The 13,973-nt window shown below is 58.0% G+C and carries 14 protein-coding genes and 1 tRNA gene; 6 read left to right on the top strand and 9 right to left on the bottom strand.

Annotated elements, in window-relative coordinates; translation table 11 throughout:
• The first annotated feature begins 21 nt into the window (after positions 1 to 21).
• Genes glnT through ACKF11_RS00970 form a run of 4 tightly spaced genes read left to right on the top strand, consistent with a single transcriptional unit; the run spans position 22 to position 4,346 of the window.
• Positions 22 to 1,401, top strand: coding sequence for a type III glutamate--ammonia ligase (glnT, locus tag ACKF11_RS00955; protein ID WP_407994723.1), 1,380 nt, complete (start codon positions 22 to 24; stop codon positions 1,399 to 1,401).
• Positions 1,402 to 1,432: 31 nt separating this feature from the next.
• A complete protein-coding gene (locus ACKF11_RS00960; protein WP_309564370.1) occupies positions 1,433 to 2,329 on the top strand; it encodes a class II glutamine amidotransferase in 897 nt (298 codons plus the stop codon).
• Positions 2,317 to 3,009: a GltB/FmdC/FwdC-like GXGXG domain-containing protein gene (locus tag ACKF11_RS00965; protein ID WP_407995637.1), complete on the top strand. Its 693-nt coding sequence runs from the start codon at positions 2,317 to 2,319 to the stop codon at positions 3,007 to 3,009. The genes ACKF11_RS00960 and ACKF11_RS00965 overlap by 13 nt, the downstream gene beginning before the upstream one ends.
• A 2-nt stretch (positions 3,010 to 3,011) precedes the next feature.
• The gene (locus tag ACKF11_RS00970; protein WP_407995638.1) at positions 3,012 to 4,346 is read left to right on the top strand and encodes an FMN-binding glutamate synthase family protein; all 1,335 of its coding nucleotides are present in this window, start codon (positions 3,012 to 3,014) and stop codon (positions 4,344 to 4,346) included.
• A gap of 29 nt (positions 4,347 to 4,375) precedes the next feature.
• Here the strand turns inward: ACKF11_RS00970 and ACKF11_RS00975 are convergent, their stop codons facing one another.
• The 9 genes from ACKF11_RS00975 to ACKF11_RS01015 form a co-directional block, all read right to left on the bottom strand.
• On the bottom strand, positions 4,376 to 4,582 hold the full coding sequence (locus tag ACKF11_RS00975) for a hypothetical protein (protein WP_407995639.1): 207 nt from the start codon (positions 4,580 to 4,582) through the stop codon (positions 4,376 to 4,378).
• A 47-nt stretch (positions 4,583 to 4,629) separates the two neighbouring features.
• Positions 4,630 to 5,256: an ANTAR domain-containing response regulator gene (locus ACKF11_RS00980; RefSeq protein WP_407994728.1), complete on the bottom strand. Its 627-nt coding sequence runs from the start codon at positions 5,254 to 5,256 to the stop codon at positions 4,630 to 4,632.
• Positions 5,249 to 6,415 (bottom strand): transporter substrate-binding domain-containing protein, encoded by a 1,167-nt coding sequence (locus tag ACKF11_RS00985; RefSeq protein ID WP_407995640.1) that lies wholly within the window; start codon positions 6,413 to 6,415, stop codon positions 5,249 to 5,251. Before ACKF11_RS00985 ends, ACKF11_RS00980 begins: the two co-directional genes overlap by 8 nt.
• A gap of 54 nt (positions 6,416 to 6,469) precedes the next feature.
• Positions 6,470 to 7,489, bottom strand: coding sequence for an aliphatic amidase (locus ACKF11_RS00990; protein ID WP_407994730.1), 1,020 nt, complete (start codon positions 7,487 to 7,489; stop codon positions 6,470 to 6,472).
• 236 nt (positions 7,490 to 7,725) lie between these two features.
• Entirely contained in the window at positions 7,726 to 8,121 is a 396-nt protein-coding gene (locus tag ACKF11_RS00995; protein WP_407995641.1) for a hypothetical protein, read from the bottom strand.
• A gap of 121 nt (positions 8,122 to 8,242) precedes the next feature.
• A complete protein-coding gene (locus ACKF11_RS01000) occupies positions 8,243 to 8,788 on the bottom strand; it encodes a DUF262 domain-containing protein (protein WP_309564377.1) in 546 nt (181 codons plus the stop codon).
• Between the two features lie 146 nt (positions 8,789 to 8,934).
• Positions 8,935 to 10,080 carry a pyridoxal phosphate-dependent aminotransferase gene (locus ACKF11_RS01005; RefSeq protein WP_407995642.1) on the bottom strand — a complete coding sequence of 382 codons (1,146 nt, stop codon included), beginning with the start codon at positions 10,078 to 10,080 and terminating at the stop codon, positions 8,935 to 8,937.
• A gap of 42 nt (positions 10,081 to 10,122) precedes the next feature.
• Positions 10,123 to 12,312 carry a TonB-dependent receptor gene (locus ACKF11_RS01010; protein WP_407996023.1) on the bottom strand — a complete coding sequence of 730 codons (2,190 nt, stop codon included), beginning with the start codon at positions 12,310 to 12,312 and terminating at the stop codon, positions 10,123 to 10,125.
• Between the two features lie 303 nt (positions 12,313 to 12,615).
• Positions 12,616 to 12,692 (bottom strand) — tRNA-Arg (locus ACKF11_RS01015).
• A gap of 120 nt (positions 12,693 to 12,812) precedes the next feature.
• Between ACKF11_RS01015 and ACKF11_RS01020 the strand changes: the two genes are divergently transcribed.
• Both ACKF11_RS01020 and ACKF11_RS01025 read left to right on the top strand, forming a co-directional pair.
• Positions 12,813 to 13,088, top strand: coding sequence for a hypothetical protein (locus tag ACKF11_RS01020; RefSeq protein ID WP_309564380.1), 276 nt, complete (start codon positions 12,813 to 12,815; stop codon positions 13,086 to 13,088).
• A 51-nt stretch (positions 13,089 to 13,139) separates the two neighbouring features.
• Positions 13,140 to 13,973 carry a symmetrical bis(5'-nucleosyl)-tetraphosphatase gene (locus tag ACKF11_RS01025; RefSeq protein WP_407995643.1) on the top strand — a complete coding sequence of 278 codons (834 nt, stop codon included), beginning with the start codon at positions 13,140 to 13,142 and terminating at the stop codon, positions 13,971 to 13,973.

Genomic DNA, 13,973 nt, shown 5'->3' on the forward strand with positions numbered 1-13,973 from the left:
TTGGACTCGGAGAGTTATGTTATGAAGATAGTAGATGGAAAGTTCACGTATCAGCCAGGCACGCCGGCCGAGCAATTGGCGGCCGCGAAGAAGTTCCTGGCCGACAACGGCGTGAAATACGTGCTGGCGCAGTTCGTGGATATCCACGGCGTCGCCAAGGTGAAATCGGTGCCTGCAGCCCATCTCGAATCCATCCTCAAGGATGGCGCGGGATTCGCCGGTGGCGCGATCTGGGGTATGGGCATCCTGCCCAACGGCCCGGACTACATGGCGGTGGGCGACTTGTCCACGCTGAGCCTGATTCCCTGGCAGCCCGGCTATGCGCGCATCATTTGCGACGGCCATGTCGACCAGAAGCCATATGAATACGATTCGCGCGTGGTGCTCAAGAAGCAGGTCGAACGCCTGGCCGCGCAAGGCTGGACACTCTACACCGGGCTGGAGCCTGAATTCTCGCTGCTCAAGCGCGACGAGAAGGGCGCGCTGCATCCCTGCGACGAGACCGACACGCTGCAAAAGCCTTGCTACGACTACAAGGGCATGACGCGGCAGGCCGTGTTCCTGGAACGGCTGACCGAAGCGCTGATCGCGGCCGGGCTGGACGTATACCAGATCGACCACGAGGACGCCAACGGCCAGTTCGAGATCAACTACACCTACGCCGACTGCCTCAAGAGCGCGGACGACTACATCTTGTTCAAGATGGCGGCCAGCCATATCGCCAACGAGCTCGGCATGACCTGTTCCTTCATGCCCAAGCCGTTCGGCAACCGCCCCGGCAACGGCATGCACATGCACATGTCGATCGGCGACGGCAGCAAGAGCCTGTTCCATGACGATGGCGACACGACCGGCCACGGCCTCTCGACGCTGGCCTATCACTTCCTCGGCGGCATCCTGCACCACGCCCCGGCATTGACCGCGCTGGCCGCGCCTACCGTCAACTCGTACAAGCGCCTGGTGGTGAGCCAGTCGCTCACCGGCTCGACCTGGGCGCCCGCCTATATTTCCTACGGCAACAACAACCGCTCGACCATGGTACGCATTCCTTATGGCCGCCTGGAGCTGCGCCTGCCGGACGGCAGTTGCAACCCCTATCTGACCACGGCGGCGGTGATCGCCGCGGGCCTCGACGGCGTGAAGCGCGAGCTGCACCCTGGCCCCGGCCATGCCAGCAACCTGTTCGATCTGAGTCTGGCGGAAATGAAGGAGCAGGGCATCGGCATCCTGCCGCAAAACCTCAACGAATCGCTGGCCCAGCTCGAGGCTAACCAGGTGTTGCGCGATGCGCTGGGCAATTCGCTCACGGAAGAGTTCATCAAGCTCAAGCGCGCCGAGTGGGTCGACTATCAACGCCATGTATCGGATTGGGAAATCAACCGGTATATCGAGTTTTTCTAAATTATTTTGGATTCTATGTAAGGAGAACATCATGTGTGGAATCGTTGGATTGCTGGTGAAGAACCAGAAGTTGCGCGCCAATATCGGAGAACTCATGCTACCCATGCTGATCGGCATGACCGAGCGCGGCCCGGATTCTGCCGGCCTGGCGATTTTCGGCGCGCCCGTGGATAACACTGAGCGCAAGTTCAGCCTGTATTGCGCCTCCCCCGAGTTCGACTGGGCCAAGCTCAGCGTCGACCTCAACAACGGCCTCAAGGCCGATGCCAAGGTGGAAGTGAAGGTCAACCATGCCGTGGTGACGACGACCACCAGCCCGGAAAGCGTCAAGGCCTGGCTCAAGGAACATTACCCGCAGGTGCACCTGCTGTCCGTCGGCCAGCTCATGGACATCTACAAGGACACCGGTACGCCGGCCCAAGTAGCGAGCCGCTATGACTTCTCCAAGCTGTCCGGCAGCCACCTCGTGGGCCATACCCGCATGGCGACCGAGTCCGCGATCACCCCTTCGCACGCCCACCCGTTCACCGCGGGCGAAGACTGGTGCCTGGTGCACAACGGTTCGCTCTCCAATGCGCACAGCATCCGCCGCAAGCTGGAGCACGAAGGCATCTCGTTCGAGACCGACAACGATACCGAGGCCGCCTGCCGCTTCCTGCAATGGCGCATGCGCGAGGGCGACGACCTCAAGACCGCGCTCGAGCACGGCTTCGACGAGCTGGACGGCTTCTATACCCTGCTGATGGGCACCAAGGACCAACTGGCGCTGGTGCGCGACCCGTTCGCCTGCAAGCCCGCCATTGTGGCCGAGCATGACGATTATGTCGCGATCGCGTCCGAGTTCCGCTCGCTGGCCCACTTGCCCGATATCAAGAACGCCAAGGTGTTCGAGCCTGCACCAAAGGAGATGTACGTATGGAAACTGTAACATTCGACCTGGAAAAAACCGCGCTGCGCGAGGTGAACCAATACTTGCACAGCGATGCGACGGAACTTGATGGCAAGAAGGTTACCATCACCAATCCGGGCGGCGCGCACAACATTGCCGTCGGCCTCAAGGCTGATGTCGATGTGGTGATCGAGGGGCATGCGGGCTATTACGCTGCAGGCATGAACCAGTTTGCCAACGTGGTGATCGAGGGCAGCGCCGGCACCGGCGTAGCCGAGAACATGATGTCCGGCCGCGTGCACGTAAAGGGCTTTGCTTCCAATGCGGCAGGCGCCACTGCACAAGGCGGCTTGCTGGTGATCGACGGCGATGCAGGTTTGCGCTGCGGTATCTCCATGAAGGGCGTCGATATCGTGGTCGGCGGCTCGGTAGGCAGTTTCTCCGCTTTCATGGCGCAGGCTGGCAACCTGGTGATCCTGGGCGATGCCGGCGAAGCGCTGGGCGATTCCCTCTACGAGGCCCGCATTTTCGTGCGCGGCACTATCCAGAGCCTGGGAGCCGACTGCGAGGTCAAGCCCATGGATGACGAGGCGCGCCAGATACTGGTCAAGCTGTTGAAAGAGTCCGGCTACGCCGATGCCGACCCCGACAGTTTCACGCTGCTGGGCTCCGCACGCACGCTGTACAACTTCCACGTAGATAACGCAGGAGCCTATTAATCATGAGCGATACGCCAAAAATCCCGCAAACCGAGCCGCGTTTTTCTGCGACCTTCGACAAGCACACCATGTCCGAGATTCGCCGCGCAGCGGCGACCGGCATCTACGACATCCGCGGCGCGGGCGCCAAGCGCAAGCTGCCGCACTTCGACGACCTGCTGTTCCTCGGCGCCTCCGTCAGCCGTTATCCGCTGGAAGGCTACCGTGAGAAATGCGGCACAGACGTCATCCTCGGCAACCGCTTTGCCAAGAAGCCCATCCACCTCAAGACCCCGGTCACGATCGCCGGCATGAGCTTCGGCGCATTGTCCGGCCCGGCCAAGGAAGCCCTGGGCCGCGGCGCGAGCGCCGTGGGCACCAGCACCACCACCGGCGATGGCGGCATGACGCCGGAAGAGCGTGGGCAGTCCTCTATCCTTGTCTACCAATACCTGCCGTCGCGCTACGGCATGAACCCGGACGACTTGCGCAAGGCCGATGCGATTGAGGTCGTGATCGGCCAGGGCGCCAAGCCGGGCGGCGGCGGCATGCTGCTCGGGCAGAAGATTAGCGATCGCGTCGCCAAGATGCGCTGCCTGCCCAAGGGCGTGGACCAGCGCTCCGCCTGCCGCCATCCTGACTGGACCGGCCCGGACGACCTCGAGATCAAGATCGCGGAAATCCGCGAGATCACCGACTGGGAAAAGCCTATCTACGTGAAAGTGGGCGCGACCCGTCCTTACTTCGACGTGGCATTGGCGGTGAAGGCCGGCGCCGATGTCGTGGTGCTGGACGGCATGCAGGGCGGCACCGCCGCGACGCAGGAAGTGTTCATCGAGCACGTCGGCATCCCCATCCTCGCGGCGATCCGTCCCGCCGTGCAAGCCCTGCAGGACTTGGGCATGCACCGCAAGGTGCAATTGATTGTCTCCGGTGGCATCCGCAACGGCGCCGATGTAGCCAAGGCCCTGGCGCTGGGCGCGGACGCGGTGGCTATCGGCACCGCCGCATTGATTGCGCTGGGCGATAACGACCCTCACCTGGAAGAAGAGTACAACAAGCTCGGCACCACCGCCGGCGCTTATGACGACTGGCATGAAGGCAAGGACCCCGCAGGCATCACCACGCAGGACCCCGAGCTCATGAAGCGCCTCGACCCGGTGAAGGCCGGCCGCCGTCTCGCTAATTACCTCTCGGTGATGACGATGGAAGCCCAGGTGATCGCGCGCGCCTGCGGCAAGTCGCACCTGCACAACCTGGAGCCGGAGGACCTGGTCGCATTGACGCTGGAAGCATCGGCGATGGCGAAAGTGCCGTTGGCCGGCACAAACTGGATTCCGGGCGTTTCGCAGTTTTAACCCACCCCGCGTTGTACTGACGTAGTCCCCTAGGGCCTGTTAACGCGATCTTCTTCAATAGCGTTAACAGGCCCTAAGCCAGGCCAACTGCCATCCGGCAGTTCCCTGGCGTTTTTTTGCCCATGTTGCTTGAAGTACCCATAAAGGAGTAGTGCTTCAGGAGAATGGCGTCTTTTTGCAGGTTTGCGACAATACACCGGCTTTTTATGAGCGATGCCTGCTCCTTTTGCAATCATGGAGCCTTCTTGAGGGAGTCATCACCGAGGTGCATGACTCCTTTTTTTCAGCTGTGGAGAATCCCGTCCGCATGCAGGATGGCGCGTGCGATTTCCTCGATGGTCACGCGCTTGAGCATGGCCTGCTCGCGCATGGCTTTGTATGCCTCAATGGCACTGATGTTACGGGTGCGAGCCAGGATGGTTTGCGCCGCACTGATCTGGTTGGCAGCTTGCAGTTTTTGTTCCAGGCGTTGGTTGCGCTTGTTGAGCGCCTTGATTTCCTGGCAATGGTGAATGGCCATGATCAAGGTGGAGAGGATACCGTTGGCATGCACCGGGCTCGCGAGGATGCCGTGGCAGCCCAGGCTGGTGGCGGTATCGAGGATAGTGGGATTTTCATATTCGACAATGCCGATCAAGGGAATGGCAGAGGCTGGGTTGAGCCAGGGCAGTTTTTTCTTGGCGCTGGCCTCGGCGTTGAGCAGGAAAAATACGATGTCGGTATTTTCCGGCAGCTCTGCCAATGGCGGCCACAGGGTGACGGTCTGGCAGCCGATGCGCAGCAATTGCTGCACCAGGGTGTCGCGGTTTTCGTCCTTGGGATGGAATATGGCGATGCGCGCATTGCGCAGGCTGCGGAACAGGTCCAGCGTGGAGCGCTGGCGCGCGCTGCTTTTGCCGTTGCTAGCCATGCATGGCCTCCGGCAGGTATTGCAGGGTATTCCATTCCTCGCCGGTATGGGTTACCAGATAAGGGTCCGGCGTGACGCCGCCCGCCACGGATTCGGCGATGATGTCGAACATGCCTTGCTCGTTGACCCTTCCCAGGCGCGGGTTGAGCCGGGTGTGGTGGTTGGCCGGGTTGATGGCGACCCGGCCTTGAAGCGCCTGGTATTCGCGGCCCAGAAGGCGCGGCAGCAGCGCCTCATAACTGTCATCGCCGGCTTCCCGCATCGCTTCGGCGAATAGCTGCGCCTGGAAATAAGCCGCTTCCCAGCACATGTTCGGCTCGATCTCGTCGCCGAACTGCTGGCGGAAATTCCGCAGGCAGGCCTGGTTGCGCTCGCTCCCGATCGACTGGAAATAGGGCGCGGAGGTGATGTGCCCTGCCGCAATCCGGCGGCCCATTTCGGCGACCTCCGCCTCGCAGGTGGTGAGGCTGGCAATCGGTATCTTGACGGCGTCCATGCCGATATCGGCATAAGCCTGGTAAAGCATGCGCGTGGCCTTGCCCACTACGGTGGAAAACACGAAATCCGGGGCCTTGGCCTTGATGTCGCGCACGATGGGGATGAAGTCCTTCTCGGTTGCATCGAGCGGCAGGTAGCGCTCGGCGAGCTTCTTGCCGCCGGGCACTTCGAGGATGAAGTCGCTCATGATGCGGTTGGACTCATAAGGGTAGATATAGTCGCTGCCCACCAGGTAGATGCGCGCGCCGAAATGCCGCGTCATGTAATCAGCAAGTTGGGCGCTGTTCTGGTTGGGCGCCGCGCCGGTGTAGATCACGTGGGGAGAGAACTCGAAGCCTTCATAGGGCGTGGGGTAGAACAGCAGCTTGCGCCATTTCTCCACCACGGGAATTACCGCCTTGCGCGTGCTCGACATGTAGCAGCCGAAGATGACGTTGACCTTGTCGTCTCGGATCATGCGCTCGGCAAATGCCTGGTATTGCCGGGGTATGCCTTGCGGATCGTAATAGATTGGCACCAGCTCGCGGCCATGGATGCCGCCTGCGGCATTGATCTCGGAAATGGCGAAAAATGTGGCGAATGCTTGCGAGCGCTCGATGGTGGCGGTTGCGCCGCTGGTCGAGAACAGGACGCCAACATGAATCGGGTCGGAATTTGCCATGGCTTGCTTTCAGGTTGTGCCCCGGCTCAGCCGGGGCAGGTTGCTGGACATTGCCTAGTTAGGCAGTCCCTCGATCGGGGCCTCCTTGGTGCCCAGGGTCGTGCGCGTGAATGACTCTACCATTTCCCGTGCGCCTTGTGGGTCTTGCACCCATTTGCCGTAGAAGCTGTAAGGGCATTCGGCAACGCCGTGCTCCCCATCCTTGGAGTTGTATACCCCGGTGTAGCCGCGGTGCAGCAGCTTGAACAAGTGGTTCTCGGACTGGCCGTGCTGGCGGAAATCGCGGATCAGGTGCTTGCTCAGCGCCGCATATTGCACGCCGTTTTCCTCTTCGCCGCATTCGCCCAGCGTACGGCCGTCGAAGCCGACGATGGCGGAGTGCCCGAAATAGGAATATACGCCGTCAAAACCCGCGGCATTGGCGACGGCGACATAGGTATTGTTGGCGAACGCCATGGCCTTGCTGATGAGGATTTGCTGTTCCTTGGCCGGGTACATATAGCCTTGGCAGCGGATGATGAGTTCTGCGCCCTTCATGGCGCAGTCGCGCCAGATTTCCGGGTAGTTGCCGTCGTCGCAGATGATCAGGCTGACCTTCAGGCCCTTGGGGCCTTCGCTGACGAAGGTTTCCTTGCCGGGATACCAGCCCTCGATCGGCACCCACGGCATGATCTTGCGGTATTTCTGCACGATCTCTCCCTGGTCGTTCATGAGGATCAGCGTGTTGTATGGCGCCTTGTTCGGGTGTTCTTCATGTTGCTCGCCTGTAATGGAGAACACGCCCCAGACCTTGGCCTTGCGGCAGGCCTCGGCGAAGATCGCGGTTTCCGGGCCGGGTACCGTGGTGGCGTTGTCGTACATCTCCTGACCGTCGTACATGATGCCGTGCGTGCTGTATTCGGGAAAGATCACCAGGTCCATGCCCGGCAGGCCGGCTTTCATGTTGACCACCATGTCCGCGATCTTCTTGCAGTTGTCGATAATCTCGGCCTTCGTATGCAGGCGCGGCATCTTGTAATTGACCACTGCGACGCCGACGGTATCGTGACTGCTGGAAATATCACCATGTATCATTTTCTTGCTCCTAGGTTAAGTTGTCTGCAAAAATCCAGGATACCCACGCCTGCGACAGGCGAAAAAAAAGCTCGCCAACCGTTTCGAAACGGTTGGCGAGCTTTTTTGCTCTGACCATTACCAGCGCTGTTGCTGGTATGGAAAAATGTTCAGTACGCCGATGTTGGCGTGGATAGTCCTTGGATGAAAATGTAGTCCTCTTTTTCGCGTCCGTCAACAGTGAAAGCGGTCAGGACTTAAATCTGCACGTGCTGTTTTTCTATATGCGTATAAAAACGTGCCACGTCGAATTGTTTGAGGGCGGGGTGTTCGTTGGCGCCCGCAACGTTGGCTAGCCGGGCGGGATCAGGCAATGTCAGCTCCCTGGAAAGGTTGAGTCTGGGATAAATGCCATGAATGTCTGGATGTAACTCAGCCGCCACGATAATGTCGCCGTACATCACCAAGGCGCCTCCCCAGGAGCGGATCAGCCCCCGCTGGCTTACAGGCACCTCGGATGGTGCGGAGGTCTTGATCTGTGCGTCCAGCCAGGCGTAGGCGATCCTGATGCAGTCGTTGCTCTGGTGAACGGGCACAAAGCCTGCATAATTGGCCCTGGATTTGGCAAGCGCTATGGTTTCGTCGGATAGCATGAATTTTTTCTTGTTGATTATAGTAGATTCTGCCACAGCTTTCAGTCGGGCTTCAATTTGGACATGCAAGGCGTTCCCCAGCGCCGTTGCTTGGCGGCCTTCTCATGCCGAGGTGATCAAGTCATTGTAACCGCGAATGGCTATATGTCCTTGAAGCATGCTCCAGCTTTCCATAGTTGAGATGCTCGTATATGGCCCGCAAATGCTGCAGGTCATTCGAGTATTGCAGTTCAAAGCAAGGGAAAGGCTGATGATAGAACCTTCTCTCGCGCGTCAGTTCGTCCAGGTCGTCATGGAAAACGCCATTGAAGATGCTGATCTTGTTGTCCACAAAATCCCGGATGGCGGTAATCCTGTTGACGCCATCCAGCAGCCAGCCCGACATCGGCTTGACGCCGCTTGTGCGCCATTGCGGCGCATGGATCACGTAATATCCGATCGGCACGCCGAGAAAAATATTCTCGATAAAGCGGGCCTGCCGGTTCTTGTCCCAGTCGGTGAACTGGCTCCAAGGCGGCAGCACGAAGTTGACCAGGGTCTTTTCGCTTTCCAGGCAGGGAAGCTGTGGAGACATGCCGAAGATATGCTCGATTGGATGATTGTGCGGCGTGCCGTGCAAGAGCCGATCTGGAAGCAGCGGGGATTTTTGATGAGGCACGTCTGCCATGATCAATCTCCTTTTATTGTGAAATGGAATTAAGGGGTATTGCAAAATAAGATAATCCTGCCGAGCAATAGTTCCAGCGCCCAGCATAGGCATTGATCGTGAAATCCCGATTGAGGCGGAGAAGCTGAGCGAGGAGTGTTGCCGGGCTAGAGCGCTTTTAAGCGCTCGATGGCCGCATCCAGCGTTTCCTGGTTCTTGGCAAAGCATAGCCGTGCCAGGCGCTGGCCTGCTGGTGGCTGGGCATAGAAAGGCGAGAGAGGGATCGCCGTGACGCCTTTTTCAATCGTCAGCCAACGGCAGAACTCGACGTCGTCCAACTGGCTGACGGCCGAATAATCCACCAACTGGAAATAACCGCCTGGTACAGGCAGGGGGAAAAGACTGGTGGTGAGCAATTGTTCGCGGAACCCGTCACGCTTGGCCTGGTAGAAGGCGCCGAGCTGCTCGTGGTGTTCCGGCTGGGCATCCAGCATATGAGCGAAAGCGTGCTGTGCCGGCGCGAAGCTGCAGAACACATTGTATTGGTGCACCTTGCGGAACTCGGCGTTCAGGGATGGCGGCGCAATGCAATAGCCGAGCTTCCAGCCCGTGCAGTGGTAGGTCTTGCCGAAGCTGGATACCACAAATGCCCGCTCCCGCAGCGATGCGTGGCGCAGTACAGATTCATGCCGAGCGCCATCGTAGACCATATGCTCGTAAACCTCGTCGGACAGCAGCCAGATGTCCGTGTCGTCGATTAACGATGCAAGCGCCAGCATATCGTCACGGGTGAATATCGCGCCGGAAGGATTGTTGGGAGTATTGATCACCAGCATGCGCGTGCGCGGCGTGACGGCATCGCGAATACGCTGCCAATCCGGGGCGAAGGTTTCAGCAGACAGCGGCACGTGCACCGCGACTCCCCCCGCCAGCTCGATCGCAGGTTCATAACTGTCGTAGGCCGGGTCAAGCACAATCACTTCGTCACCAGCACGCACCACTGCGTGAACCGCGTTGAATATCGCCTCGGTGGCGCCGCTGGTCACTGTGATGTCACGATCGGCGTCGGGCATGTAGCCGTAAGCGCGCTCGGTCTTGCGGGCAATCGCCTGCCGCAAGGCGGGGATGCCTGCCATCGGCGCATACTGGTTAAAGCCATTTCGCACGGCCTGCTCGAGCGCGTGCATTAGCGCTTGCGGCACATCGAAATCAGGAAAGCCCTGTCCTAGGTTGACAGCCCCATGCTCGGTTGCCAGCTGCGACATGACAGTGAAAATCGTGGTGCCTACCTTAGGCAGCTTGCTCGAGATCATGGACTGCATATCCGACAATGTGATAGCCGGATTATAGGCGAGCTAGAAATCCAGCGTGGCGCTTATAGTCAAAGTGCGAGGCGCTCCCAGCACCAAATATCCTAATCCTGGATAGCCGCCGCTTGATGCCCAATAATCGCGGTCCGTCACATTGTCGATTCTGCCCCTCAGCGTCAATAAATTGTCGCCTAGGTCGATCAGGTAACGGGCGCCGATATCAAGGCGCGTCCAGCCGGGTACGGATAAAGTATTGGCCGCATCGGCATAGACGTTTCCAGTGGCAATGACCCGAGCGTCAAGGGAAAGGCCGCTAATGCCAGGCACCGTCCATTCAGCGCCAAGATTGGCTTGCTTGTTGGGGATGCCGATGGTGCGTTGCCCTTCGGTAGCAGCGACATTGGTATCCCGCTGTTCTGTATCCAGGAAGGTCACGCCGCCTAGCACGCGCAGGCCAGGCATTGCTTCCCCGAACGCCATCAGCTCGATGCCCTGATGCCTGTCTTCGCCTTTCGTACGGAATACATCGTCGCCTTCAACTACGCCACGAGGTTTGTCGGTGGTGAAGTAGGCGGTGGAAAAGCCCAGCTTACCTAGGTCGACCTTGACACCGATTTCTTGCTGGCGGGCGACATAAGGGGGTAATATGGTGCCCGAATTGCTGGCTTGAAATGGGGCAGATTCGCCAGTGTTGAGGCCTTCGATGTAATTGGCATACAGCGATACCGCCTTGGTGGGCTTGTAGACTACTCCGACGACCGGGCTTGTACGGCTCTGGTCTGACTCGCTATCAATCAAGAGTGTATTGTAAGTGTAATTCTTGATATCGACTTTCTGATGACGCAAACCTAATGTGAGCAGCACACGTTTGTCGAGGAAGGAAAGCGTATCTCCAATCGCGATGCTGCGCAGCAGGGTAGTGCCATTCAAGCGTGGGTTGGAGAGAGTATTACCATACAGTGCATCAACCGAATAGCCCGGTCGGGCGTATTTCACGTTGTCATACAGGTTGGTGGCCAAGACATTTAGATAATCCATGACGTAGGCATTCTTTTTCTCCAACTTGTAATAGCTGGAACTCAATACCCATTCATGCTCCACCGGACCGGTGGAAAACTTGCCGCGCAGGCCGATTTCGCCAGTCCTGACCGAATCCTCGCGGGTGTTGTCGAAGCGGTAGATCGAGCTAGCCCCGGTAGCGCCATTGGATACCTCCAGGTTGGCAAGCGAATTGGCCTCATCGCTCTCACGGAAGCCTCCGGCAAACCATGCCGTGAGATTGTCGCTGAGGTCATGTTCGGCCCGCAGAGTGCCGAATAGGTCGCGTTCGTTTGAGTATGACCATGGCTGTGCCCAGTTTTTGCTGCTCTTGGGCGCGCGAGGCACCGTGGTGATATTGTCTGCCAATGTCACATTAGTGCGCGTTTCGCGCAGCTTGTTGTCTTGATAGCCGAGGTCGGCGGAAATTCGCGTCTGGTCGCCACGCCAGTCCAGCCCAATCGAAGCAAGGCCGAGCTCAACATGTTCGTCATCTATGCCGGTACCGCCGCGTCGTTGCGTGACATTAAGGCGGATGCCCATGCGTTCATCCGGACCGAAGCGGCGGGCAAAGTCTGCCGATACCAAGCCTTGGTCGCCACGGCTCCAACCCAGGGTGACGCGGTTGATAGGCTCGTTTGGCGCACGCTTGGGTAAAAGGGAAATGGCACCGCCGATGCCGTCGCCATTAGGGTTTGTTCCAGTCAGGAACGCGGAAGCGCCGCGTAAAACCTCGACACGCTCGAACAGTTCGGCAGAAATATATTGACGCGGAAGCAAGCCGTATAAGCCATTGTATGCCACGCTGTCAGAGCCCAAGATAAAGCCGCGGATATAATAAGATTCCTGGAAATTGCCGTAGCCGCGTGCAACACGCACGGAAGGATCGTTGAGCAATACGTCGCCCACGCTCTTTGCCTGCTGATCCTGAATAAGCTCGTTGGTATAAGCATTGAAGGAAAACGGAGTATCCATGATCTCTTTATTGCCCAGCAAGCCGATGCGAGCACCTTTTGCTACCTGTCGTCCGGCATAGGATTTGACCAAGCCCTCGGCAGAAGCATCCGCACTGGCTGTTACATTTATTTCCTCCAAAGGGGAATCTTCATGTTTTTCTTCTTCTGCATGGGAATGAATGCTTGCCAGCGCTAGCATGAGTGAAATGGCGAAGGGGGATAAACGTGAATTAACAGGCACGCTCAGCAAATTAATCTCCTTGAATAGGAAAACTTAGGGTGAGTTACCGAGCAATTTATATTCTGAGTACAAATAAGTAAACATCTCATTTGTATTTATGAGCTGCCACATTTTTGCTCATCACAAACCTCTCATGAGAAAAAACCGTATGACATTGAAATGTTCAAGCCATTTTCATGGCGTTGGATGCGGCAGTCGATGCCCTGCAAACCATGTGTGGAAATATTCAGGAGCGTAACCGCGCGAGTTTGTGCGAACTTCCGATAAGGCCGGGTTTGAAAAGTCTAACTTCTAATTCGGTGATGGTGCGCCCGACAGGAGTCGAACCTGTGACCTTTGGCTTCGGAAACCAACACTCTATCCAACTGAGCTACGGGCGCATTTTGAGCAGGACACGAATTATAGCAAATGAATACATGCTTGTCCTTGCTATAACCTTTTCTCTAGCGGGGGTTATTGAGTATAATCCTTGGCATTTTCCCTGTATGGATTGGTTTTGTATGAGCGCGCACGAGTACGATTTTCCGAAAACAACCAAGACGCAATTTATTCTTGCGGCATTAGGCGCCTTGTTTGCGCCATTGCTGGTGCTGTTCCTTGTTGCGCGTTTGTTTTTTGGCATTCAGTCTGGTTTGGTTGATGATCCCGTAGTGGAGCAAAAGCCTGAGACAGCCGCCGCAGCGAAGCCTGCAGATACTGCCAGCGAAGACGAAGATGACGCTGATGATGAACCTGCTGCTGAAGCGCCGACAGCAGATGAAGAAAAGAGCGAATAACTGCTTCTGGTATCTGTCTCTTCAGAAGTTTCCTCAATTTAGAAACAGCCCATGGCCACCTATGCGATAGGCGATATCCAGGGCTGTTATCGCTCCCTTCTTTCCCTGCTGGATGTCATCCGGTTCGATCCCTTAAAAGACAAGCTCTGGCTGGTCGGTGACTTGATCAATCGCGGTTCCGGTTCCCTGGAAACGCTCCGTTGGGCCAAGGCGCATGAATCCAGCCTGGTCATGGTGCTGGGCAACCACGACCTGCATGCATTGGCTGTGGCGGAGGGCTATGTGCGTGCGCACCGCAGCGATACCTTGCAGGCTATTTTTGATGCGCCTGACCGGGATGAGCTGCTGGAATGGCTGCGTTTGCGTCCCATGATGCATGCGGATGGCGACTTAGTGGTGGTGCACGCGGGTTTGCTGCCGCAGTGGCGTGCCGATCAGGCCTTGGAGCTGGGGCGCGAGGTAGAAACCGCCTTGCGTGGTGACGGCTACCAAAGTTTTCTTGCGCATATGTATGGCAACTATCCATTGCGTTGGGAGCCCGGCTTGCAAGGGATGGACCGCCTGCGCATGATCACGAACGCCATGACGCGCTTGCGCGTCTGTACGCCTGACGGCGCAATGGATTTTGACTTCAAAGGCGAGCTGGCCGATATCCCAGCGGGTAAATTGCCTTGGTTCGACATACCCGAACGGCGCTCAGCCGATGCCACGGTGATTTTCGGGCATTGGTCCGCGCTGGGTTTGCAGCAGCGCGACAATCTTTATGCGCTGGATACGGGTTGCCTATGGGGCGGCAAGTTGACGGCGCTGCGCCTTGAGGACCGCCGGACTTTCCAGGTGCCTTGCCATCCTGCAGACGGGGCCCGTGCAATCAAGGGCAGCTGA

The sequence above is a fragment of the Methylobacillus draconifructus genome, from assembly GCF_045984385.1.
GTDB lineage: Bacteria > Pseudomonadota > Gammaproteobacteria > Burkholderiales > Methylophilaceae > Methylobacillus > Methylobacillus flagellatus_A.

Excerpts from the sequence above, each read along its gene's own strand:
- ACKF11_RS00975 (WP_407995639.1), bottom strand. The coding sequence starts at position 4,582 with ATGATTGCAAAAGGAGCAGGCATCGCTCATAAAAAGCCGGTGTATTGT.
- ACKF11_RS01000 (WP_309564377.1), bottom strand. The coding sequence starts at position 8,788 with ATGGCAGACGTGCCTCATCAAAAATCCCCGCTGCTTCCAGATCGGCTC.
- ACKF11_RS01005 (WP_407995642.1), bottom strand. The coding sequence starts at position 10,080 with ATGATCTCGAGCAAGCTGCCTAAGGTAGGCACCACGATTTTCACTGTC.
- glnT (WP_407994723.1), top strand. The coding sequence starts at position 22 with ATGAAGATAGTAGATGGAAAGTTCACGTATCAGCCAGGCACGCCGGCC.
- ACKF11_RS00960 (WP_309564370.1), top strand. The coding sequence starts at position 1,433 with ATGTGTGGAATCGTTGGATTGCTGGTGAAGAACCAGAAGTTGCGCGCC.
- ACKF11_RS01025 (WP_407995643.1), top strand. The coding sequence starts at position 13,140 with ATGGCCACCTATGCGATAGGCGATATCCAGGGCTGTTATCGCTCCCTT.
- ACKF11_RS00985 (WP_407995640.1), bottom strand. The coding sequence starts at position 6,415 with ATGGCAAATTCCGACCCGATTCATGTTGGCGTCCTGTTCTCGACCAGC.
- ACKF11_RS00965 (WP_407995637.1), top strand. The coding sequence starts at position 2,317 with ATGGAAACTGTAACATTCGACCTGGAAAAAACCGCGCTGCGCGAGGTG.
- ACKF11_RS00970 (WP_407995638.1), top strand. The coding sequence starts at position 3,012 with ATGAGCGATACGCCAAAAATCCCGCAAACCGAGCCGCGTTTTTCTGCG.
- ACKF11_RS01020 (WP_309564380.1), top strand. The coding sequence starts at position 12,813 with ATGAGCGCGCACGAGTACGATTTTCCGAAAACAACCAAGACGCAATTT.
- ACKF11_RS00990 (WP_407994730.1), bottom strand. The coding sequence starts at position 7,489 with ATGATACATGGTGATATTTCCAGCAGTCACGATACCGTCGGCGTCGCA.
- ACKF11_RS00980 (WP_407994728.1), bottom strand. The coding sequence starts at position 5,256 with ATGGCTAGCAACGGCAAAAGCAGCGCGCGCCAGCGCTCCACGCTGGAC.
- ACKF11_RS00995 (WP_407995641.1), bottom strand. The coding sequence starts at position 8,121 with ATGCTATCCGACGAAACCATAGCGCTTGCCAAATCCAGGGCCAATTAT.